Source organism: Adlercreutzia sp. St.1H8, assembly GCF_059728655.1.
Genome location: NZ_AP039376.1, coordinates 1,110,444 through 1,133,981, shown reverse-complemented (window position 1 = coordinate 1,133,981; position 23,538 = coordinate 1,110,444). Strand labels below are relative to the sequence as shown.

Below are 23,538 nucleotides of genomic sequence, written 5' to 3'. Positions count from 1 at the left end.
CAGCATGGCTTACTCATAGGGATGGAAATCTATTTCCCCGCCCGTCAGTTCCCAATCATCGAAGTTGAGCACATCGCCGTTGATCAGGTACTCCCTGAGCGCCAAGTCGTGATGACCGTCGCTCGCGGTCATCCAGTAGTAACGGTCACGCGGGCCTTCAGGCACCTCGAAGACTGTGGGGCCGTACTTGCTGCTGTCGCCGCCAACGGCATCGATAACGGTGGCCGGGTAGTCGACATGTCCCGTTGGAACCTTCGACACCTTGAGCGGCTGAGCCGCCTGCTGCGCGTTCTCCGAAGGCTTTACGAGCAGGATGGGAGTCGAAGGCTCATGGATCTCGTCGGCAAGGTACCAGTCGCCATGATCGGCCGTCACGATGATCGTCGCCTCGTCGTAGAGCCCCAGGGCCTTGAGCTGCGCGAGGTACTCGGACACCATCTTGATCGAGCCGATGCTCTGTCGATCCTGATTTGTCTCCGAGGACGCCACATGGCCCGTCTCGTCAAGGACGAAGGGGTAGTGGGCGCCAAGCAGGTGGATGAAGCGGAACGCCTTGTCATCAGACTCCGACACCTTCAGGCCGTCCGTGAGCAGCCCCTCATAGTACGCCCAGTCGTTCATGACGTAGGGGGCGACATCCCCCTCGCCCGCATTCGCCGCCTTGTTGTTCACCTCGTCGGTGTAGAACCAGAACAGAGGCTTCAGCAACCAAGGAGCGTCACGATAAAGAGCCATCTTCTCCACGGCATCCAGGAGCCCCCAGGGATCGAGCGAGCTCGAGTCCACCTCGTTCGAGGGATGGATATTGTCAACGTACTCGTCGACCGTCGCATGGGCCGCCTGGCTGCCGAGCGAATCAGTATAGACGCCCTCGGCATAGCCCGCCTTGGCTATGTCGGGAAGAAACTCCGTCCCCGCATACCAGTTGTTCCACAGCACGTCAAAGTCCTCATCCGGCTCGGCCATCCGCCCCGACAGCAAGAACGGCACGCCGTAGCGGGTGGGGATCATCGATCCGGTGGAGTTCTCGAAGTAGGTGAAGCCCGTGAAGCCGTCGAGCAGATTCGGGTCGTCTTCGAGCAGGCGATTCATCAGCTTCGTGTCGAAGGTGTCCAGCACGAACACGATGACGTTACTCTCCGAGCCCACCTCGTAGAGCCCCTCCTTGGTGAGCACGTACTCAGAGGGCACACGCTGCTCCTCGGAGGCGAAGAGGCTCGCCACGCCCACGCCCTGCACCAGGATGAGGCAGAGGCTGATCACCACGGTAAGCGAGCGCCACACCCCCGTCTTCCAGCGGCAGACCAGCAGAAGCCCCGCAATGATGGCAACCCACACCGCCGTGCTGATGACGGTGATGGTCTTGTACCACTCCAGGTAGAGCGGGCTGCCGTCGGCGATGGGGAGGGACTGGTTGAGGAAGAGGGCCTGCACGTAGCAGCACAGCCCCACGGCCACGATGAGCGTGAGCACCACGTCGAAGGCGCGCCCACGCACTACCGACGCCACGAGGGCCAGGGCCACAGCGCCGATGCACCCGGCCACGAGAACGATGGGCCACGCATCTGCCAGGGAGAAGACGAGGCTCGTCGCGCTGCCGGCCACCACCTCAAGCGGTGCCACCACGAACACGGTACCCACCAGAAACGCGCTTGCCGCCAGGGCCAGGCCGAAGCGACGGCCCCATCCCAGCCGACGGGGCTGCTTCCCGCGGCGCAGGCGGTCCTTCGCCTGGCGAGCTCCCTCGTCGGCCGCAGCAAGGACGGCGGCCCGGTCGGCCCGAGACACCACGCGACTGACCGGCGGCTCCACCTCCTTGTTCGCGTTCTCGTCAATATGCAGCAGGCGCATGATGACGCGCCGGCTGCGGCGCAGGGCCACGCCGAGCACCGCGCTCAGGGCCACGGCGACGCCGGCGAGCGCCTGGATGGTGTAGGTCATGACCGACGGGTCGACGTAGGCGAGGGCCACGCCGGGCTGCAAAGCCGTCAGGACAAGCGCCACCAGCGCCAGGCAGAGCGCATCATAGGCGCGCAGCATGAAACGGGCCGCCATCATGCCACCGCCTTTCCGTCCTCGGCCGCAGGCGCCGCGGCGTGCCTCCCGGCGGACGACTTGCCCCCCGCACGCTGGGCTTGCTTGTCGAGCACCGTCTCCAGCAGAAACTCCCCCGCCGTCCGGGCACCATGCCCCAGGTTGAACACGAACCCGGCGCGCACCTCGCGGATGCGCTCGCGCCACACCTCCCGCTCGGAGAGCATGGAGGCCACCTCGTCGGCGAAGCGATCCACCTTGTCTAAGGTGAGCGAGCGTCCGATCTGGTTGCGCAGCGAGATGTCGGTCGGCTCCATGTCCAGCTTCTCCCAGTCGGGGTTGCCCACCTTCATGGGCGTGTCGATGAAGATGGTCGGCTTCAAGGTGGAGAACGAGAAGTCGCAGGAGATGGACGACCAGTCCGTCACCAGGATGTCAGAGGAGAAGGTGGACTCGTTGGAGCTGAAGTCGCTCTCGAAGAAGAGCTCCGCCGGATCCTCGTCGGCCCAGCGAGCCTGAAGCGCCTCCCAGCGGGCCGGATAGCGCTTGGTGTACTCGGGATGCGGGCGCACGATGATGCGATAGCCCTTCCCCAGCACCGACCCGATGAGGTCGTCCACGCAGCTGTCGAGGATGTTGTCCTCCTGCCATGAGGGGCCTATGAGGATGACAGGGCGATCGTTCTCGCGGCCCGCCAGGGCCTCGTAGTCGGCGATCTCCTGGTCGAGCAGGTCGTAGCCGCCCTTCACGAGCCGCTTCTTCTTGAGTCCGCGCTTCTGCTCGGCGGCCTCGATCTCCGCCATCTGATGGGGCCCCGCGCAGAAGAGCGCGTCGTAGTGGTCGAAGGCCTCCTCATGGGGCGTCAGGTGCGTTGAGGTCATGTGATGGAAGAAGAACACGTACTCGATGTCCTTGCGCACGTAGGAGCGCTTGAGGTAGTAGTTCTCCAGGTCCTCGAGGGTGGCCACCACCACGTCGGCGTCCATCTTCATCATGAGCGTGATGGCCCTCTGCTCGCCGATATAGTAGGGGAAGATGCGCGGCTGCTCCTCGGCGATGGCGAAGATCTGGTCGTTTGGATCGTTCGTCACGTAGTGGATGCGCACGTCGGAGTTGTCGAGGAGCCATTCGATGGCCCCCTTGAAGTACTTGTAGAAGCCGCTGCGCTCGGAGTAGAAGACGAGGTGCTTGTCCACGATGCTGAAGAAGCGCTTGTAGTCCGCCTTCTCGCGCTTGGCCAGCGGGTCGCGCTGGTACCACTTGCGCTTGGGGCCGGCCAGGGCGTTGAGCCCCTCCAGCTCCTCGCGGCTGGCGGCCAGGTCGTCGTAGTCGATGTGCTTGCGCGGCTTAATGATGATGTTGCAAAGCGCCTGCACGGCGATGGAAGTGAGGTTGGAGCAGATCCAGTAGAACGCCATGCCCGCCGCCACGAAGATGCCCAGGAAGAAGGAGAGGGCGATGGACAGGCCGTTGGTGGTGTTCTTCTCAGCGCGAGACTGCTCGCGCTGAAGCGGGTTGATGCGATTCTGGGCGAAGCCCATGATGATGGCCGAGATGCCGGCCAGGACGGGCATCACCCACGACAGGCCGCCGTCCTCAACGGGGATCATGCCGAGGAACTCCGTGCCCGGCGCCCCGTTGTCCGTGATGCGGTGGATGACATCCACCAGGCCGAACAGGATGAGGATCTGCACCGCCAGCGGCACGAGCGAGAGCAGCGGGTGGTAGTGCTTCTCCTTGTACAGCTCGTTCTGCTTCTCGCCGATGGTCTCGGCATCGCCGAAGTACTTCACCTTCAGGCGGTTGAGGTCGGGCATGAGCTTGACCATGACGATGGCATTCTTCTGGCACCAGAGCGCCATGGGCATGAGGATGACCTTCACGATGACCGTGAACAGAAGGATGGCAACCCACCAGTTCCCCGTCAGGTCATAGCAGGGCTGCATGATAAGCGACAGCGCGTCAGCAAGTGCTTCCATCGTAAACTACAGCGTTCCTTTCCGCGTCTGCGCTTCGGCACAGGCCAACACAGTTCTCCCCGCGGCGGCCGCCCAGGAGAACCCTCTTTCAACACGAGCCCGGATGTTGCTCCCGATCTTTCGGCAAAGCGCCCGATCATCCCTCAAGCTCAAAAGAGCCGAGGCAACCTCCTCTGACGAGGCTTCTTGAAGCACGATGCCATAACCATCACTTGGCACGAGCTCCTCCACACCGCCCACACAAGTGATAACAGGCGCCACACCCCAGGCTGCACACTCCAGGAGGGAGGTCGAAAACCCCTCCGAGCGTGTCGGCAGGCAAAATGCGTCGGCGCAGGCCATCAGAGCGGAAATATCAGATGAGTCCAGACGACCGACCGGCTTCACGTTAGGCAAGGCCCGACCGGAGACCTCCGCCGCCAGAGGACCATCTCCAGCTAGCAAGAAAAAGACGTCTTCCTCTTCCAGTAGCCGGGCAGCGGCTCCCATAAGCGGCCTGATGCCCTTTTCCGGCGTAAAACGCCCCGTGAAGACTACGACGAACGCATCCGGCGGCAGCTCCAACTCCGCACGAAAGTCACGACCAGACGATCGTTCGCGGAATGCCATAGCGTCAATGGAGTTGCTCAGCACGCCTTGCGCCTCGATGCCAAAATGAGTGAGCCAGCGACAGCTGGCCGCAGAGACGCCGTAGAAAGCGGCCCGATGACGCTTGACCCTTCTCGTTATCCCATGCTCGTAAGCACGAACCGCTACATCGAGTAAGCTATTGCCGAAGGTGAGATGCGCCGAGCCATGATCGATAATCACAGGAACAACATCCAAAGCCTCAGCAAGCCGCAAGCCCTCAAGGGTATGACCATAGAAGCGCGTATTGATCACAACGCCCGCCACGGACGCATCCATCAACTCGCCAAAAAGAGTCCGATAATCTGCGTTCTTTCGAGGAACCGGGAAGCGTCCCCCCACTAAGCTGCGACAAGGGAGGCGTACCACCTCCACGCCACTCGGTTCAACCTCCCTCGGCGAAAGCCCAGACACGTTGGACGTCACCACCACAGCTCGATACCCCTGCTTGACGAGCGCCTCCGCCAGATGACGAGAATACTGCTCTACGCCACCAAGGCTGGGCGCATAGAGGGGAGAGAAAATGAGAACCGTCTTAGGATCCATTAGAGGAATCTTTCCCCTCGTTCTCCATCAGCGCAATCTCCTGCACCAGATAGGTTACCTTGCTGCGCAGCTTGGCAATCTCCACGGAGGCGGTGAACTCCTTGATGAGCAGGATAGCCACGATAACGAGGAACACCAGGTTCGAAGGCGATTGCACGTCAAACACATCGGCAAGCCAGAAGGCAACTTGCGGGAATACGGCCAAAAGCAGCAGGCACGCGACGAACAGAAACCAAAACACGGTGTCCGACGTCTTGATCTCCGACTTTCGCACCTTGAGGATGACGAACGCCAGCGTGAGGGCGGCACCGGCCACCAGAAGCAACGTAAGCACTAGCTGGGATCCTTCCTGAACCATTGGACGAGCAGAATGGAGAAGCACACCCGCAGCATGTAGGAGATGGACTTGGTGAAGTTGAGGTAGCTCTCCCCCGCCACCCGGTCGCGCATCTCCACCTGCACCTCGGACACCTTGGCTCCGTTGCGGGCGACGAGCGCGATGGTATCCGGCTCGGGGCTGTAGTCCAGCTCGTTGGCGAACAGGGGGATCATCGTGCGGTCGAACAGGCGCATCCCCGAGGTCGGGTCTTGGATGCGCTCGCCTGTGGTAAGGCGGATCATGCCCGTGATGAGCGCCGAGCCCATCATGCGGGCCGAGAAGGGCTTCTTCTGGGCGCAGAACCGCGAGCCGATGACGATGTTCGACCCCGTCTCCTGCGCGTGGCGCACCATGGGCAGCACGTAGGCAGCGGAATGCTGGCCGTCCGCGTCGAACTGGACCGCGTAGTCGTAGCCGTGGCGCAGAGCATATTTCATGCCCGTCTGGAACCCGCCGGCCAGCCCCAGGTTGACCGGGAGGTTTATGCAATTGTAGCCGCGCTCGCGGCAGATCTCGCCCGTGGAGTCCTTCGATCCGTCGTTGATGACGACGTAATCGACCCCCGGCGCGTTCTCACGCAGATCTTCAACGGTGGAGACGATGTTCTCCTCCTCGTTGTAGGCCGGAATGATCGCCAAGATCCTCGGTTCCATGTGTTCCCCGTACCCCTCGACAGCATGTCGGCGACGCCCTTTTTGGCGCCAACGAATTATTGTAGTACGAGAAGAGCGAGCATGCCCCAACTTCAGGGGGATTACACAGGGACAACGTCTCCCGCGCCTCCGGCGCCTGTCAGGCCAACATCATCATTATCGGAGGTGTCATCCGATAGCGCCCGAGAACCTTCTCCTGACTTCAGGAGCCCTTCACCACTTTCCGTCCCGTCAGCTCCGTCAATGCGGTAAAGACGCATGTTGCCCTGAGCTAGAAGAAGCGTGAACCCGGGAGTGTCGGGGTTAATGGCGTTGATGCCTGCCCACTGATCGGGCTGGTACGCCCAGCTGAAACGCCCGACACCCTGGCCATTGGCGGAGAGCATCAGCACATAGCGAGCCCGAGTCTGACGAACCGCTTCCTGCACCACCGGATTGCCCGCATACTCGTTCAGGTGCTCGCGGATGACACGGCTGGCCGCAGTCTCCCCCTCCTCGCCGTAGCCGCTCATATAGCGGTACAGCAGGTGCAACCCGTCCACTCCGTAGAGATAGAGCGATCCGTCATAGGGCTGATTCACTACCACGGCATCACCCACGATGGCCTTCACCCTCTCCGCGAACGCGGCCTTCTCCTCGCTGTAGGGACGCTTGGCTTCAGCTTCCTCGAGCATGGCAGGTCGCTTGTTCTGTTTCTCCAGATACTCGAAGGGGCTCTCCTCATATCTCCAGTCATCCTCGCCCAGCTCCACGGGAATGAAGTAGGCTCCGCAAAAGCAGGCCGCACCCACTGCGACAGAGCCGACCACTCGCGCAACCGGCTGAAAACGCCCTTTCGCCCAATTCGTGAGTAGCCGATAGACGATAGACAGCCCCAACGCGGCGAGGGGCATCGCCGTGAACGCAAGCAGCGCGCCCACACGACAGGGATCGGTATACCAGAAGCCGGCGAGTAAGTGCTTCAGAGAACCATCAGTTGAGGTCGCCACAACGAAAATAACAAGGGCAAAGACGTAGGAGAACGACAGCCAGCGAGTTCGACCACGCTGAAGCGAAGCCACAAAACCGCCAAGCACAAAAGCTCCCAGAACCCACTGGGGAGGGTTGTATGACAGAGAAAGCGTCAATCCGTTATGGAGCGCCTCCTCGGCCGTCGCATAGGAGGCCCAATGATACTCGACAACCCCCGCCATGAACGGAGCACGATAGAGAGCGAGCCAGATCCCGGCGACAGCCGCAGCCGCAAGCACGCCGGCAAGGGCGCGAAGCACCGCGGGCCTTCCTCCCATCAGGGGCAACCGCTTCGGAAGACGACTGGCGAACCAAACGCAGTAGGGCGCGAGAAACACCGCCGCTGAGAAGGCCGCATTAGGCTGGAGAAGGGCGACGGCAACAAGCATCAGACCGAAGGGAGTTGAAAGCTGGCGCCTTCCGAGACCGCCCGAGCGCTCCCCCATCGCGATGAAGAGAAATACGAGAGAAGGCAGCACCGCCGAGGCGGCAGCATTGGGAAACAACTGCCAGCTGGTGTAGAGAGCCCAGGGGTACGCCACGAAGGACACGCAAGCTACCGCGCCCAGAACCACTGCGGAGCGGCGCTCGGGGAACAGGACGCTCAGGAGAGCAAACATTCCTGCAGGAAAAACAACCCCCGCAAACAGCACGTTGGCGGCATTGGCAGCCACGACCACAGGCACCTTGAGCAGATCCGCCAGCAGCGCCACGAGCACATGCCAAGCTGCCGGGTAGAACTTCGCACCCGGGAAGGGGTCGATGGCCAGGTCGACGGATGTCTTGTACTGGGCGACATTCAGGAAGGACCAGTCGCCCGAATCGAGAAAGGCGCGCACGGTACCGAAATGGAACACGTTGTCCCACGCCTGAGTGGGCATGGCAGGATCGCTCAGGGGACGAACAAGGATGAGGAGAGTCGCCAGCACTCCCACTGCCACATAAAGGCCCAGCTCCCAGCCGAGGAGTATAGAGGGGCGCGACGCCTTGGGACCGGGGCCGAGCACCCCACGCCGCGCGAGGGCGCGCAAGCCCCCCCATGCCGCAGCAGCCACGACCAAAGCGACTGCCAGCAGAACAACACCAGAGAGGGTCACCCCGGCCAGGGAGAACCCCAGCGCGATCAAACTGTAGAGCGCGACGGAGCACCCCGGCGCCACCGCCAGCGCGAAGGCCCACGGCACCCGGGCTCCCCGACACACCGCCGCGCCCGGCACGACCAGCAATGCCGCACCCAGAAGGAAGCTGAGAATGAACTCCGTCCACACGGTCTACGCCCTCGCACGTTTCCCGACGAACTAACGCCTCGCGAAGGACAACACTGCCTTAACCGCAGCTCCAATCCCCTCGCTCCTCGCAACCCAGAAAAACGCCGAAACGAGACCCTTCTCACGAGCCTCGTTGTAGCCAGAATCACAACCACGGTCTTCGATTGGCGCATCGATCCTAATAGCATTAAAGCTCCTGCGGTAATCCTCTGGATCCTCCATAATGGCGCAAACCGTCTTCCACTCATCGGGCCAGAAGAAGCTTTGATCCAACTCGCCAGCGCGTTGGGCAACCCGATACTCCTGAGCGTAGCGCTCCAGGAAAGGCATCTGGAACTCCTCAGCCAGAAGGGAGAACGCAAAATTGAGGTTATGGGTCTTCTTGTAGTGGAATAGCCCGATAAACTCATCCGCCAGCTCGGAATTTGACCTCAGCCAATCCTCTATCCATCGGTATTCGTCAAGCATACAGAAAACTTTGTTATTTTGGTTGATGGAAGAGGCCGCATTGTCCTGCCGATAATAATAAAAGGGCTCCGGCAAAAGCATCACGCGTCGGGCATGGCAAAAAGTCTGGAACCAAAACCCATTATCCTGATAAGAGGCGCCGGGGCTCTCATGGTGGCAAATACCGTTTTCACGCAAGAAGGACGCCCGGTACAGCCCTGTCCAGTTCATCATCTGGGCATTGAAGATGTCCTTCTCTTCACGCGGATCGATTACCACGTTATACTGCTCCTGCTTGGGAGTCAACTCCTCACGTCGCACCTCCCTCGTACCATCAGGACGCGTCCAGAACTTATAGAAGTCCGAGCGCACCATGTCGAGTTCATTCTCCTCAATACAGCGATAGAGCTTTTCGTACATATCAGATGCCACGTAGTCATCCGATTCCACGATGCCGACATAGCGACCTCTGGCCTCCGCCATCCCAGCGTTCATGGCGCAACCGTAACCGCCGTTAGACCGATCAACAAGAATGATCCGGCCATCACGCGAAGCGTACTCAAGGATCACATCCTTCGTTTCGTCGGTAGACCCATCGTTGACGCAAATGATCTCGAGATTCGTCAAGGTCTGAGCAAGAAGGCTGTCGAGCGTTTCGGGAAGGTACCCGGCCACGTTGTAGCAAGGCACGACGACGCTCACGGACGGATGGTCAGTCATTCATCTTCTCCTTAGGATTGTAGTCAAATGCAAAGTAATTATCCCCGCGAGGAGGAAGCGGCTGCTCGATTACCGGCGGTTTCGCCAGACGAAGCTTTGCCAAGATTCTCTTCAGGCCGAAACGGTAGCCTTGGCTCCTGCAACTCGTCAAAAGAGAGATAAGGGAGTCAAGAAGCGCATGTCTTCGAGGAACCTGCTCATTCTCCTCCTCCATCAGCTCTTGAAGAACCCCGTAGTAACGAGGAATATTAAAGGGGTCGAGCGAATAGTAGGCCTTGCAGTGCTTGCCCATCTCCAGTTCAGAAAGACATCCGCCAACGAAGGCCCGAGCCATCTCGTCCTTGACATCCTCATCTGTCATGGTCTCGATGTTCCAGAGTGTATAGTCGAAAAACCAATTCAGAAAACCCCACCGGAGACGATCATACTGGGCGACATCTTTTTGCAGCTCAGCCTTGAGGAGACACCCCGCATCATAGAACGCAAAGGGAGCTCGAGCTCGACTGTTTGAGACTGAGCCGCTTCGACCAACTCGATGGCGAACAAGCTCTTCGTCGATGAAGGTAATCCTTCGAGCCCGCACAAGAGAAAGGAAGACAAAGACAAGATCCTCGCTGTTGGGAAGGGCAGGAAACTCAAGGCCGTTCTCCAAAACGAAGGAACGACGATACATCTTATCCCAAGGCCACCCAACAAAGGCGGTGAAGATATAATCCGTCATGTCCTCCCACGAGAAGGGATCTTGCGCGGGCAGCTGATTGACCCTTACCGTCCAAGGAGAGGATTCCACCACGCCGGTCTCGTGATCCATCTCAGCTGAACGACAGACGGCAATATCGGCATCAGCTTCCATAATCCCCCGAAGAAGAGACTCGACGAGATTAGGAGCGTAGACATCGTCGGCATCAAGAAGCATGAGGAACCCTCCCGTCGCCAACGCGATGCCCTCATTGCGCGACGCTCCCTGACCCCGGTTCTCCCGAGAAACAATCCGAACGCGCGAATCGGCCTCCGCATAGCTTTCCAGAATGGCAAGGGTTCCGTCGGTAGACCCATCATTTATGCAAATGACCTCGATATCTTGATGAGATTGAGACAGCACTGAGTCGAGCGTCTCGCGAAGACAAACCTCCATGTTGTATACAGAGAGAACGAGCGAAACCTTCGGTAATGCGGACAATCTCACCATTCTCCTACCATTCGACACTAATAATTACGCAATATAACCTGTTATTATACTGCCACTATTGCTTGCATCGTCTGGAGGCACCGTGGCAAAAAGAATTCTATACTTTGACCTGCTCACCATCTTTGCATGCTTCGCCGTAGTCTGCCTCCATTGCAACACGCTCGTCCACTCCTTCCAGCCAGGAGCGGCATGGGATCAGGCGCTTGCCGTCGAGGTCGTCATGTACTGGGCCGTTCCCATCTTCTTCATGCTTACCGGGGCAAACAACATGGAGTATCGAGCGAAATATGACACGAAGACCTTTCTCAAACGACGGATGAAGAAGCTCCTCATCCCCTTCGTTGCTTGGTCAGGCATCATCTACCTTATCCGATGTATCGCAGGAGGCAGTTCCCTAAGCATCCTTGGCTTCCTCACAGATTTCATGAACTGCTCTATCGAACCAATCTACTGGTTCTTTTTCGCCATCATTTCTATCACTCTAGCCATGCCCATTCTTTCCCTTTTGGCTCAGAGCACCAAGGCGCTGTGGTACCTGGTAATCACCTCTTTTCTGCTCACGTTTTTCATCCCTTATTTCTGCCAGGCCCTCGATCTTCCCTGGTCGGGAGCATTTAACTTGCCCGTCGCTGGCGGCTTCGTCACCTATGCGATACTCGGATACCTTCTTGCCACCCAGAGCATCTCTCGCAAAAGTCGCCTTACCTGCTATGCGCTCGGCATCCTGTTCCTGGCGCTTCGCTACGCATACACCTACCAGGCCTCCTACGAGGCGGGCTTCACCGTGAGAGTTCTCTTTGACTACAACACTGTCTTCGCTTTCTTCCCCTCCGTTGCTGTTTTCTTGGCTTTCAAGCAAATCCCGTCATATATCTTCCTCGAGCGCCATGCTGCAGCCATCGCCTCCATCGCCGGCTGCGGCTTCGGCATCTATCTCATTCATAAGATTCTTCTCGACTACCTCATTTTTGGACTCGGAGAGGTCTCCCCCGCAAGCATGTTTGTGCGGCTTGTATGCCCGTTTATCATTTACGCAAGCGCGCTTATGCTTGTCCTCATAATTAAGAAGATTCCCCTCATCAGAAACCTTGTCCCCTAGATCCGAGGAGAACAGGCCCCATGCATCCTGAGTTTTCGCGACTGAAGACGCCAACACTCTGCGCCGCCTACGCAGCTCTCTCCATTGCCGGCATTAGCCTTCTAGGCAGTCAAGTCTACCTAGATCCCACGTTCGAGAACGCCGACACGCTTTGTCTCGCAATGGCCGGGGTCTTCTTGGCCTCCTCCCTAATCATCCCCGCACGCCTCTGGGGCAAAGTTCGCCACAGCACTTCACTTTGTTTCTTCTTTATCGCTCTTCCCTTGCTCTGCGGTTACGCCATCTTCATACCACCCTTCACCATCCCCGACGAATTCACGCATATCAATCGCGTGTTCAACAATCAAAGTATGAGCGAGCTACTCGTTCCTTCCCAATTGCCTGATGCCTATGAATGGATCGAAGGCTATACCGCAATGGGAGAGCTCCTCTTTTCGCCATTCTCTTACGACGACGTGAAGCCGACGGACTTTACCGCCAGCGCCTATTCAACGATCAATTACTTGATACCCTCTGCCATTGCATCGCTCGGCAAGCTCCTCAATGTCAACGGGTTCTTCATGCTCTTTGTCTGCCGACTCGCTGACGGATTGGTCTACCTTGGAGCCGCCGCCTGGATGCTCAAGACGCTTCCCTTTGGAAAAAGGGCGGCAAGCGTCTTCCTCCTTAACCCCCTCTTGCTCCAGCAGGAGGCATCATGCTCCGCAGACGTTCTGTGCAATATAGGCGCACTCTGTTTCGTCGTACAGCTCATCCGTATGCTCTCCCTTCCACCGGAGAGAATACGGCCGATCCACTGGATCCAGCTTATCGCATTCATCGCTCTCATCGCCGTTTGCAAATACGTTTATCTCATCCTCGTGCTCACCGCGCTCTTGCTTTATCCCAAGATAGGGAGTAGGAAACTGAGACTAGCTCTTCCGGGCATTTTCGCGATAGCCTTGATGGCCGCTGTTTTCTTCATTGCCTCACGCGGATATGGCGAGACGCTTAATAATCTACTTACGAACGGCCAGCTCGCCGACCTTTGGCCATGCATAATGAACACCGCAACTGAGCGAGGCGTCTTCTACCTGAGTATGTTCTTCGGGGGAAACCTCGGATGGCCCCTCATGCATGGATCGTTTGTTCCGCCGGTAGTCCTTATTCCAAGAATCTGGATGCTCAGCGCAGCGCTTCTCTTCCTTGGATTCCTCTTCGACTCAAGCCCCTTGGTCAAAATCAAAGCATGGCAACGAGTCACAATGCTTGTCATCGCCTGCCTGACCGGCTTCATCACTTTCATCGCCCTATGGGACTACAAGAGCGTCGCCTTGGATTATTACCAGTCGCGCTACCTCATCCCAGCAGTGTTCCTTGCCCTCTTCGCCCTTCTTCCTCGATGGAAGACCCCCTTAGAAAAGGTGCCCCCTCAGGCGTTCATGGCCCTCATGGCCCTCATCGGTTGGGCAGAGCTGGGGGCAGTTTTCCTTCATTTCTCCTAGCGCCGGTGAAGTTCTACTCATCCTCAAGCGACACATGTTTGTAATGGGTTCTTATATCTTTCGGAAAAAGAAGGTAGTCGCCGTAAACGCGCGTAAGCATTCCTTCGGGATTGTTGGGCACAAAGCACTCAACGCCCTCAAAATGCAAGCGACGAAGGGGGAACACATCATTTATGGGAAATAGCGACCAGGGATACGCTGCTCCCCCATCCATGTTCTCTATCCCCCACGCCAGGCCTCGAGCCTCCTCTTCATTACACCCAAAACCGAGGGAGCGAAGCGCGTGGTTGCCCTCTTCGAAGGCAGCATTGATATCCGGACTCTCCTCAACCTGAGCGAAGGTGGCAGCATGCCAGGCGTCAAGCCGGGAATCACCCCTCATGGCTTCCACCATAGCCAAGCGAATCTCGCCGTAAGCCTTAAGCAAGGTTTTGGAATTAGAAGGTACGAAATCATAAACGAAAAGGTCGATGAAGAACGGCTTGCCTTCGTCAGCGTACCTAAAGCGAATCTGACGGCAATGGACCGCCGCGTCAAATACCTCCGTAATACGATATCGATCGTCGCGTTGCGCCACCTTTCTCAGTCTCTCTAGATCAGGTCGGACCATTCCGACATCGAGATCGTCGTCCCAAGGTACGAACCCGCCATGTCGCACCGCCCCCAGAAGTGTGCCGAACTCGATCCAATATCTCAGCCCGTTATCACGGCAAAGCGCGTCAAACTCACGAAGAAGCTGGGCGCTCGCCGTCTGATGAGCCCTCAGTGCACCTTTAGCGGGGGGGATGCTCTTGAAAAAGCGAAGTCGGGCCTCTTCTTCAGTCTCGTCCTCATTGCGATACTGATCCCAAAGATGAGCCGAAACAAACGCATCGTGAGCATCGAGCGTACCCTCTATCTTCTGAAGCGTTGGCAAAGTAAGCTTTTCGAATTTGTAGTCAATGTTTCCCGTAATATCCCAATAGGACTGCTCGACACGCTTGGAAATCTCGCGTTCACCCTCCTCAAAAGCAGCAAGCCGATCCCCTAGTACTCGCATCATCACCTCAAGAGAATCAAGCTTCTGGCTCAACTCCCGCTCATAAGCGTGAAACGAACGCGAGGATACCGGAAGAACGCTCTTTATCTTCTCAAGAAAACCCACGACTTACCCCTTCTCAAGGAGAAACCTTCGCTTACACGATAACACAGAGCTACGGAATTCGAGGAGCTACCGCCTCTGCGCGCAGAAACTGAAGGGCCTCCTGACGATGACGGGCGTCCTCGGCCTCCCAGGTTGCCTGCTCAACGGCACTGGGAGCAGAAGCTCGGCGGGCACGCAGACGCCCGCGAAGCACCTTGGCGAGCCGAGCCGGCGTGAGACGACTCAGGTAGTAGCGCGCCTTCGCCACGCGACCGCCGGGCAGCTTGCCCCTGTTGCAGGCGATCGGACGCGCCAGCACGTGGAACCGCGACGCGACGGCAAGGCGACAGGCGCTCTCCTCGCCAAACGCCTCGACCCACAGCTCGTGCAACGACGACGCCGACTCCAGACGCGCAGCTTCGGGAAGTGTCAGCAAGTCGAGCAGCAGGAACTCAGCCGACCAATCGAAGAGTTCCTGTCCCCAAGGCACCAGAAACCCCCCGTCACCCCAGTCGCGAAGAACGCACCCGACGATAGCCAGGTGCTCTTCCACCCTCCGGGCAAGATCACCGCGCTGCCCATCCATGAGCGACCCCCCACGAGCCACCCGGTAGCGGATCAGCTTATCGGAGATGAGCACCGTCTGCGAGGATCGCGGATAGAGGGCGAAGTGGAAGACCTCATCCTCCCCATAGGCCAGATCCTCGTCAAACCGCAAAGCTGAATCGACGAGGAAAGACCGCCTGAGCGCCGTTCGCCACACGAACGGATGGGACGCCTCGTCGAATAGCAACGCAGGCGTGAACTCCCCATACACCGCATCACGCGGGCTGAGCACCCGCTCAAGCCAAGGGTAGCCGCGAAACAACGGATAGGGGGAGGCGCCATAGGTAACCACGTCAGCACCCGTCCGCTCAAAGGCATCGGCTATCGCCCTGCAAGCCCCCTCATCCATGAGATCATCGGCGTCGAGAAAGCACAGGTACTCTCCCGTCGCACGATCAATGCCCGCATTGCGGGCTGACGAGAGTCCACCGTTGGGCTTGTCGACCACCACGATGCGGGGGTCAACGGCCTCGAGGAGCGCGAGAATGTCGCGCGACCCGTCCGGGGAGCCGTCGTTCACGCAGATGATCTCGATGTCCTCGAGCGTCTGCTGGCGCACCGAGGCAACGCTCAGAGCCAGGTAGTCCTCCACGCCGTAGACGGGGATCACGACAGACACGCGTGGCACAGCGCCCCCCCTATCCGCGTCCCAGACGGCGCTTCAGCACCTGGACGACCAAGGCAGGACCGCCCGCCCGCCAGCAACGGACGAGGATGGCCAGCTTGCCGTCGCGCTCCCCTGTCGCCCGCAGTGCGCAGAAGGCGGCAGCATCATCGATTACCGCCTGACGCTCGGGGATCTTCCAGGGCTCAAACAGCGAGAAGTCGACCATGTCCGCCTCATCCTCACGACGGAAGTCCTCCGCCATGCGCTGCGCGAAGCCCTCGCGCAGCGCAGGCGTCAGGCGCTCGAAGTTCCACATATAGGAGTCGTAGCGCATCTTGGCGATGACCGGCAAGAAGAAGCCCTCGTCAAGCCCCCGCTCCTCCACATAGCGGAGCATCTCAGCGTACTCATCGCACACGCAGTATACCTTACCCGGCGAGTTCACCGACGAGGCCTCGTTGTCCTGTCGGTAGTGCAGGAAGGCTCTGTCGACCAGAACCACACGACGAGCGCATGCCCACACCTTGAAGTTGAAGGCAGAGTCCTGGTATGAGGCCCCCGGCGTCTCAAGAAAACGAATGTCGTTCTCCTCCAAAAAAGAGCGTCTGTATAGCGCCGACCAGATGGAGGGCTTGCGGAAGAACACTTCTCGGTAATCGCGGGGATCGACCACGCCGCCCAGACCCTCCTCCACCCAACCGAATCGCTCATCGCGCGGAGCGGGCTCGGACCAGTGCAGGTAGAAGTCGGCCTTAGCCACCTCGGCGCTTGCCGCCTGCGCCGCGTCATAGAGCACCTCAAGCGCATCGGCATCCAGGAAGTCGTCTGACTCCAGGATTCCCACAAACTCGCCCCGTGCCTCCCCAAGGCCTCGGTTCATCGACGCCCCGTAGCCCGAGTTCTCCTTATCGATGACGCGAAACCGCTGGTCAACATTGAGAAACTCCTCGATGATGGCACGCGAGCCGTCCGTCGAGCCGTCGTTCACGCAGATGACCTCAATGTCTGCAAGCGTTTGGCGCCGCGCGGACTCCAGGCACTCCCGCAGGTACCGCTCGACGTTGTAAACGGGCACCAGCAGGCTCACCTTGGGAACCTGACGCTCCTCGGGGCACTCGACGACCACCGCTCCTCCTCAAATCTGACGCTGTTTGCCTAACGTTAAGGATACCAGCATTGCTCTCCCCCTGCTGTTTTTCTCGAAATAGGCACCTTTTCCATGGGCTGCGATAGAATAGAAGTAATGCCCGATTCGACCCATTGAGGAGCCCATGGCTTTTTCGGCAACAGACAAGGCGGCGCTCAACCGCAACTGGTTCACCATAACGTCCCTCGTAACCAAGGATTTCAAGCTCAAGTATCGCCGCAGCGTCTTGGGCATCGCGTGGTCGGTGCTCAACCCCCTGCTCATGATGTGCGTGCTTTCCGCCGTGTTCAGCACGTTCTTCCGCTTCCAGATTGAGAACTTCCCCCTCTATCTCATCCTGGGCAACACCATCTTCTCGCTCATGGCCGATTCCACCAGCAGCGCCATGAGCTCCATCATCGACTCGGCGCCGCTCATCAAGAAGATCCGCATCGAGAAGCTCATCTTCCCCCTTGAGAAAGTGCTGTTCACGCTCGTGAACTTCGTCATCTCCCTCATCGCGGTCGCGCTCGTCATGCTGTTCTTCCGCATCGTGCCCACGTGGAACCTGCTACTGCTGCCCCTGCTCATCCTCTACGTGACCATCTTCAGCGCGGGCATCGGTCTCATCCTCGCCACCCTCGCCGTGTTCTTCCGCGACGTCCTGCACTTCTGGAGCGTCATCATCACGGCCTGGACCTACGCCACGCCCCTGTTCTATCCCGTCGACATCCTGCCCGACTGGATGCTCGCCTTCGAGACGTTCAACCCTATGTACCACTACGTCACCTACTTCCGCGACATTGCCCTCTGGGGCAACACTCCCGGCGTGGGTGAGAACCTCGTCTGCCTCGGCATGGCCCTCGTCATGCTCGTCTTGGGCCTCGTGGTCTTCAAGAAGAACGAGAAGAAGTTCATCCTCTACGTCTAACCACAGGAAGAAGAATGGCCGAGAACATTAACACCACCTCGCTTCAGTGCCTCGCTACCTCCTTCGAGGAGGAGCCGGGGCGCCCGGTCATGATCTCCGTCGACCACGTGTCCATGGTCTTCAACATGGCAAGCGAGCAGCTGAACAACCTGAAGGAGTACGCCATTGCGCTGGCTCGCCACGAGCTGCGCTTCAAGGAGCTCAAAGCCCTCGATGACGTGTCCCTCGAAGTACGGAGGGGTGACGTCTTCGGCATCCTCGGCACCAACGGCTCGGGCAAGTCCACCCTGCTCAAGATCGTCGCAGGGGTGCTTGAGCCCACGCTTGGCACCTGCACCATCAACGGCAACATCGCCCCGCTCATCGAACTCGGAGCCGGCTTCGACCTCGAGCTCACAGCTCGCGAGAATATCTACCTCAACGGAGCGCTCCTCGGCTATCCCAAGAAGTTCATCGAGCAGCACTTCGACGACATCGTCGCCTTCGCGGAGGTCGAGCAGTTCCTCGACATGCCCATGAAGAACTACTCGTCCGGCATGGTGGCGCGCATCGCCTTCGCTATCGCCACCATCATCGTCCCGGAGATACTCATCGTCGACGAGGTGCTCTCGGTCGGCGACTTCATGTTCCAGCAAAAGTGCGAGCGCCGCATCCAAGAACTCATCAAGGAACACGAGGTCACCGTTCTCATCGTCTCCCACAATAATGACCAGATCGAGCGCCTGTGCAATAAGGCCATCTGGATCGAAAAGGGGCATCCCCGCCTGATGGGCAGCGCGCAGGATGTCTGCCGCATCTACCGCGTCCTCGGCGGCCACACCGGGAAGGCCTCCTCGGAGCAGCGTGTCTTCGATATGCTCGGCCGCGACGTGTCCCCGCGCGAGGAACTGACGCGAACCATTTCGGCAGACGACCGCTACGGGAGCGCCGTGAAGCTTGCCGAGCTCTGCCATGAGGGTCCGAGTGACACGGTCATCATCTGCCCCGGCGAGGATGCCTCCGCCTGCCTGGTCGGCGCCGGGCTCGGCAGCACGCTCGACGCCCCGCTCCTGCTCACCCGGAGCGAGAGCCTCCCGGACGTGACCGCCCATGCCCTACGCCAATACGGCGCGTCTCACGTCATCGCGCTCGACCGCGGATGCCGCCTCTCCCCCGTCGTCACGAGCGCCCTCGAAGACGAGGCCGGCGAGCGTAAGGTCACCCTGCTGCAGAAGGCGACGATCGACGAGCTGGCGCTCGCAGCCTTCCGCGCAGCCGATCAATGGGGCGATACCGCCGTCATCACCTGGGACGGCTGTACCGGAGACATCATCTCGCTGCTGCCCTTCTCGCAAGGCGAGCGAGCACCCCTCTTCTTCAACCATGACGACGGCATCATAGCGCCCGAAACGCTCGCCGCGCTCACCTCAGGCGCATTCCGACGCCTCATAGTCCTCGGCGGTACCGTGTCCTTCCCCGAAAGCTGCCTGGAGCCGCTCCGCGAGGCGGGGCTTGAGGTCATCCGGTTCTGCGGCAAGGACGCCTATGACGCCAACGGCCTCATCGACGACTGGATCGTCACGCAGGGGAAGCGACCGCGCAACCTCATCATCACGTCTATCTGGAATCCCTTCGACGCGCTCACCGCAGGCCCGTGCGCCGCTGCATCGGATTCCCTGATCGTTCTCGAGGATCCCGGCGACCTGGATAGCGTCGCACGCGCCATCGACTACGTGGAGAAGATGGGGCCAGGCATCGAGCACCTCGTATTCCTCGGCGACCACACGCGCTTCCAAGAGCTGGACAAGGAGATCCTGGCCAAAGCCGCCTCCTGCTAAACCGAGCGTCGGCACCTTCGCTCGTGCACAGTCAGCCCCACCACAACCGCAAGCGCCACACCTGACACCACGCACCCCGGCACGAGCCCTGGGGTGCGGTACGTCATCTCCACCCGGTTCTCCCCCGGGCCCACGGACACGCCGGTGAGCGCGCCGCCGGCGATGTCCGCTGTCGTCACCACCTGGCCGTTCACCCGCACGGTCCAGCCGGGGTCGTTGGGCACCGACACCATCAGCAGCCCGCCTTCCGCACCGCCGTCGACCACGCCGGCGATGCCAGCGCCGGAGAACGCCTCCACCTCCAACGGACGGGCGCCCAACTCGTCCACGAGCTCCTCGAGGGCCGCCATGTCCAGGTACCACACCAGGCACGCCGCCGCGTCCTGCGCCTGCCGGGCCTCCTCGGCATCCCTCGCCAGGCTCTCCCCCTCGTTCGTGAAGGCCACGGCCACCGTCACCTCGACTGGCGCCTCAGTTACCCCCGTCACCGCGTGGATGGACTGCTGGAACCGCGCGTTCTCCAGCACCGGGTCGCCTCCGTCCACGACGAGCTGGCACTCGCCCGCCCGCCGCGACGCCTCCACGTAGGCGTAGCCGATGGCGCCCTCAGGCACCTGGGCCCGCCACGTGCGCGTGCCGTCGGCCGCCGGCTCCTCCACGGCCTCGCAGGGCCGGAACAGCTCCACCTCCCGCCCGGCCAGCGCGCTCGCGAACGCGTTCTGCCGCGTGAAGGGATCGCCCAGCTCGTCGAACGAGAAGCCCTCGGCGCCAGCGCTCACCAGGTAGCCCAGCGGCAGGGCATAGAGATCGCGGTAGAGCCTCGCGCCAGTCAGGGCCGACTCCTCCCCCGTGGACACGAAGCCCGCCGGCTCCTCGGTCGACCACACGTAGCGCACGCCGAGAAGCGCATCGCTCGGCAGGATGGGCTCGGCATAGCGCGTGGAGAACTGCCCCTCCTGGCTGTACCCCAGCGAGTTCAGGAAGTAGATGGCCGCCCCGTCATGGGCTGAGCAGTAGGAAGACAGGTCGCGATACCCCGCGGCCAGCCCCTCGTTGAGCGCTACGTCGAAGGCCCGCGTGTAGGTCTTGGCCACCCGGTAGAACCCCGGGTCTGCCCCCGTGAGCGCCTCCTGGGTATCCCGAGACTCCGCCGCATAGGCATCCTGCCCCTCCTGGGTGAAGATGCCGTAGAGCTGGCTCCAGGCCAAATGCGCCCCGAAGAGCAGCTCAGCCCCCACCAGCACCGCCAGGCCCGCCGAAAGCACAGCCGGCCCCGCCACGCGTCGAGCGCCCCTTTGTGACGCCAGCACCGCGCCAGCCGCCGCCAACGACGCAACCGCCGCGGAGGCGAGCACGCAGCCCCACGGCACCGCGCCCAGAAGCCCCAGGCCTGCGGCAAGAGCGACCACCACGCCAGCACACACCGCCACACGGCGGCGCGAAAGCCCCCCACGCGCCCCCTCAGCCAAACCCGCGGCCGCCATCCACACCAGCAGGAACACGACGAAGAACCCGATGCGGCTGTAGAACCCGTTGGGCGCGCGGAACCCGCACCATACGCAGTAGAGCACCGTCACCCACACGCTCGCCAACAGCGCGAAGCCAAGCCAAGCCGCAGCCGCGCGCTTGCGCGCATCGAGGCGCGAGCACGTCAGGAACACGAGCGCGAGCACCAGCACCGCCGCCCCCGCCGAGACCTGCGGCACCTCGTTCACCCGCCAGCCGCCCAGGAAGAACCCGGAGGCCAGCTCGACGAGAGTGCAGGTCACCCCCAGCAGGTGCAGGCGCTCCAACACGACGAGCGCCGCGGCCGCCACGGCCAGAAGCCCCGCCGCCAAGGCAGGGCGCAGCCCCCGGCGCGCCGCCGGCCGCGACCAGCGCAGCGCCGCGACCACCGCGACAACGCCGACCGCGCCTAGGACGAGCGCGGCGCCGCCCAGCTTGAGGGCCGTCCCCCACGGCAGCCCCGAAGCCGGCTCCCCCGCAACACGCCCGCTCACATCTCCCATCATGGCCAGCACCGTGGGCACGAAGGTAAAAGCCGCTAGCGCGAGCGCCCCCACCATGGCCGCCGCGAACCGAAGGGCCGTGCGCGCCACGCCCCGCCAGCCGAACCCCGGCTCGTCCACGCAGCGCAGGAAGCACTCGAACACGGCATAGCAGCACAGGAACAGAATGGTCATGTAGCCGGTGTACCAGCACACGATGATGGAGGCCGCCGTGGCCCCCACGAGCAGCCGCCAGCGCCCCTCGCGCACAAGAGCCCAGGCGCCCGTCGCCATAAGCGGCAGGCAGATGAGCGCGTCGAGCCACAGGGGGTTGCGCAGCTGGGCCGCCGTCCACGACGACCAGGTGAACGCGAGTGCCAGGGCCAGGGCAGCCCCGCGGGAAAGCCCGAAGCGCCGCCGCAGGAACCATGTCATGGCCAGCTGCACGCACCCCAGCTTGAGCGCGGTTATCATCCACACGAACAGCGTCACGCGCTCCACGGGGAACAAGGCCACCAGCAGGTTGAAGGGGCTCGCCAGGTAGTAGCTGTACAGTCCCCAGGTGTTGGCCCCCAGCGCCTGGGCCGTCGAGTAGAACAGCGACTCATCGCCCAAGAGCACCGCGCGGAACCACGTGAAGAAGTCGACGTACTGGTAGAGCAGGTCCTCCGTCAGAAACGAGGCCGGCCCGAAGGGGTACACCCCGTTCCAGGCGCTCACCGCCGCGAGCATCAGCACCGGCAGCGCGAAGCCCAGAACGCCCCAGGCAAAGGCGACCGCTCCGCGGCGGGCCCTAGCAGCCGTCATCGTCGCTACGCTCCCGCACCAGGTAGAGGGGACGGCCCTTCGTCTCCAGATAGGTCTTGGCCAGGTACTGGCCGATGACCCCCAAACACGCCAGCTGCAGGCCGCCGACGAACAACACGATGCACGCAAGCGACGGCCAGCCAGCCACCGGATCGCCGAACAGAAGGGTGCGAACCACGATGACCAGGGCGAACACGACAGAAACGAGGCAGAGCACCACGCCGATGAGCGAAGCGGCCGACAGCGGCGCCGTGGAGAACGCCACGATGCCCTCGATGGAGTAGCGCAGCAGCCCCCAGAAGCTCCACTTGGTCTCGCCCGCCACCCGCTCCACGTTCTCGAACGGCAGCCAGCGGGTCTTGAAGCCCACCCAGCCGTAGATGCCCTTCGAGAACCGGTTGTACTCCCCCAGCTCCAGGATGCCGTCCACCATGCGGCGGCGCATGAGCCGATAGTCGCGGGCGCCGTCCACGATGTCGGCATCGGAGAGCCGGTTGATGATGCGGTAGAAGGCCCGAGCGCAGAACGACCGCACCGGCGGCTCTCCCACCCGGTCGACGCGACGCGTGGCCACGTTGTCGTAGTCCTCCTCCAGGAGAATGCGGTACATCTCCGGCAGCAGCGAAGGAGGATCCTGCAAATCCGCGTCGAGGGTGGCCACGTAGTCGCCCTGCGCCTCGCGCAGGCCCGCCAGCAACGCGGCCTCCTTGCCGAAGTTGCGCGAGAACGACACCCAGCGCACCTCCGCGCGCCCCTCGCCCGCGGCGGTCAGCGCGCGCATCGCCCCAAGCGTCCCGTCGGTCGACCCGTCGTCTACGAAGACGAGCTCGAAGCGCACGTCGCCCCGCTCGGCACGCATCGCGTCAACCACCCGCATCGTCTCCTCAAAGAAGGCCAGCAGGCTCTCTTCCTCGTTATAGCAGGGCACGACCAGGGAAATCAGGGGCATTGAGGTGTCTTTCACTCGTCTTTCGTCCCGAAGGCGCCGAGGCCTTCGCCGAATTGCTCTATTGTATGGCGCCGCGGCGGAGAATACGCCGCCTAGTAGAGTATAATGCTTGTTTCGTCATAGACGTGCGACCTCGGCCGCTCAACGA

17 protein-coding genes are annotated in these 23,538 nt (G+C 61.0%); 4 read left to right on the top strand and 13 right to left on the bottom strand.

All coding sequences use genetic code 11. The annotated features are described in order from the left end of the window. Positions 1-9: 9 nt before the first annotated feature. The 8 genes from AC6I0Y_RS04250 to AC6I0Y_RS04215 form a co-directional block, all read right to left on the bottom strand. Positions 10-2,058, bottom strand: a complete 2,049-nt coding sequence (locus AC6I0Y_RS04250; RefSeq protein ID WP_497733265.1) for an alkaline phosphatase family protein — start codon at positions 2,056-2,058, stop codon at positions 10-12. After that, positions 2,055-4,013: a membrane protein insertase YidC gene (gene yidC, locus AC6I0Y_RS04245; RefSeq protein WP_497733264.1), complete on the bottom strand. Its 1,959-nt coding sequence runs from the start codon at positions 4,011-4,013 to the stop codon at positions 2,055-2,057. Before yidC ends, AC6I0Y_RS04250 begins: the two co-directional genes overlap by 4 nt. 6 nt (positions 4,014-4,019) lie before the next feature. Continuing rightward, entirely contained in the window at positions 4,020-5,186 is a 1,167-nt protein-coding gene (locus AC6I0Y_RS04240; RefSeq protein ID WP_160707574.1) for a glycosyltransferase family 4 protein, read from the bottom strand. Then, entirely contained in the window at positions 5,176-5,520 is a 345-nt protein-coding gene (locus AC6I0Y_RS04235; RefSeq protein WP_160707572.1) for a DUF2304 domain-containing protein, read from the bottom strand. The genes AC6I0Y_RS04240 and AC6I0Y_RS04235 overlap by 11 nt, the downstream gene beginning before the upstream one ends. Then, positions 5,520-6,218 carry a glycosyltransferase family 2 protein gene (locus AC6I0Y_RS04230; protein ID WP_160707570.1) on the bottom strand — a complete coding sequence of 233 codons (699 nt, stop codon included), beginning with the start codon at positions 6,216-6,218 and terminating at the stop codon, positions 5,520-5,522. Before AC6I0Y_RS04230 ends, AC6I0Y_RS04235 begins: the two co-directional genes overlap by 1 nt. A 101-nt stretch (positions 6,219-6,319) precedes the next feature. After that, a complete protein-coding gene (locus AC6I0Y_RS04225) occupies positions 6,320-8,497 on the bottom strand; it encodes a DUF6541 family protein (RefSeq protein WP_160707568.1) in 2,178 nt (725 codons plus the stop codon). 30 nt (positions 8,498-8,527) lie between these two features. Beyond that, positions 8,528-9,664, bottom strand: a complete 1,137-nt coding sequence (locus AC6I0Y_RS04220) for a glycosyltransferase family 2 protein (protein ID WP_160707566.1) — start codon at positions 9,662-9,664, stop codon at positions 8,528-8,530. Beyond that, entirely contained in the window at positions 9,657-10,853 is a 1,197-nt protein-coding gene (locus tag AC6I0Y_RS04215; RefSeq protein ID WP_497733263.1) for a glycosyltransferase family 2 protein, read from the bottom strand. Before AC6I0Y_RS04215 ends, AC6I0Y_RS04220 begins: the two co-directional genes overlap by 8 nt. Positions 10,854-10,935: 82 nt before the next feature. Here AC6I0Y_RS04215 and AC6I0Y_RS04210 point away from each other — a divergent pair, with 82 nt between their 5' ends. Together AC6I0Y_RS04210 and AC6I0Y_RS04205 are read left to right on the top strand one after the other, a co-directional pair. Next, positions 10,936-11,952: an acyltransferase gene (locus AC6I0Y_RS04210; RefSeq protein ID WP_160707562.1), complete on the top strand. Its 1,017-nt coding sequence runs from the start codon at positions 10,936-10,938 to the stop codon at positions 11,950-11,952. 20 nt (positions 11,953-11,972) lie between these two features. Continuing rightward, positions 11,973-13,436, top strand: coding sequence for a DUF2142 domain-containing protein (locus AC6I0Y_RS04205; RefSeq protein WP_160707560.1), 1,464 nt, complete (start codon positions 11,973-11,975; stop codon positions 13,434-13,436). 13 nt (positions 13,437-13,449) lie between these two features. Here AC6I0Y_RS04205 and AC6I0Y_RS04200 read toward each other — a convergent pair whose 3' ends face one another. From AC6I0Y_RS04200 to AC6I0Y_RS04190, 3 genes are read right to left on the bottom strand one after another with little or no spacing between them, the layout of a single operon-like run. Continuing rightward, complete coding sequence (locus tag AC6I0Y_RS04200; RefSeq protein ID WP_160707558.1) at positions 13,450-14,580, bottom strand: LicD family protein; 1,131 nt, start codon at positions 14,578-14,580, stop codon at positions 13,450-13,452. A 49-nt stretch (positions 14,581-14,629) separates the two neighbouring features. Next, positions 14,630-15,784, bottom strand: a complete 1,155-nt coding sequence (locus AC6I0Y_RS04195; protein WP_497733262.1) for a glycosyltransferase family 2 protein — start codon at positions 15,782-15,784, stop codon at positions 14,630-14,632. Positions 15,785-15,803: 19 nt separating this feature from the next. Then, a complete protein-coding gene (locus AC6I0Y_RS04190; RefSeq protein ID WP_160707554.1) occupies positions 15,804-16,898 on the bottom strand; it encodes a glycosyltransferase family 2 protein in 1,095 nt (364 codons plus the stop codon). Between the two features lie 145 nt (positions 16,899-17,043). Here AC6I0Y_RS04190 and AC6I0Y_RS04185 point away from each other — a divergent pair, with 145 nt between their 5' ends. Together AC6I0Y_RS04185 and AC6I0Y_RS04180 are read left to right on the top strand one after the other, a co-directional pair. Continuing rightward, positions 17,044-17,829 (top strand): ABC transporter permease, encoded by a 786-nt coding sequence (locus tag AC6I0Y_RS04185; protein ID WP_160707552.1) that lies wholly within the window; start codon positions 17,044-17,046, stop codon positions 17,827-17,829. Between the two features lie 14 nt (positions 17,830-17,843). Then, a complete protein-coding gene (locus AC6I0Y_RS04180) occupies positions 17,844-19,646 on the top strand; it encodes an ATP-binding cassette domain-containing protein (protein ID WP_160707550.1) in 1,803 nt (600 codons plus the stop codon). Here the strand turns inward: AC6I0Y_RS04180 and AC6I0Y_RS04175 are convergent. Then, the gene (locus tag AC6I0Y_RS04175; protein ID WP_160707548.1) at positions 19,643-22,441 is read right to left on the bottom strand and encodes a YfhO family protein; all 2,799 of its coding nucleotides are present in this window, start codon (positions 22,439-22,441) and stop codon (positions 19,643-19,645) included. The genes AC6I0Y_RS04180 and AC6I0Y_RS04175 overlap by 4 nt on opposite strands. Next, positions 22,428-23,390, bottom strand: a complete 963-nt coding sequence (locus AC6I0Y_RS04170) for a glycosyltransferase family 2 protein (protein WP_497733261.1) — start codon at positions 23,388-23,390, stop codon at positions 22,428-22,430. Before AC6I0Y_RS04170 ends, AC6I0Y_RS04175 begins: the two co-directional genes overlap by 14 nt. Positions 23,391-23,538 lie beyond the last annotated feature (148 nt).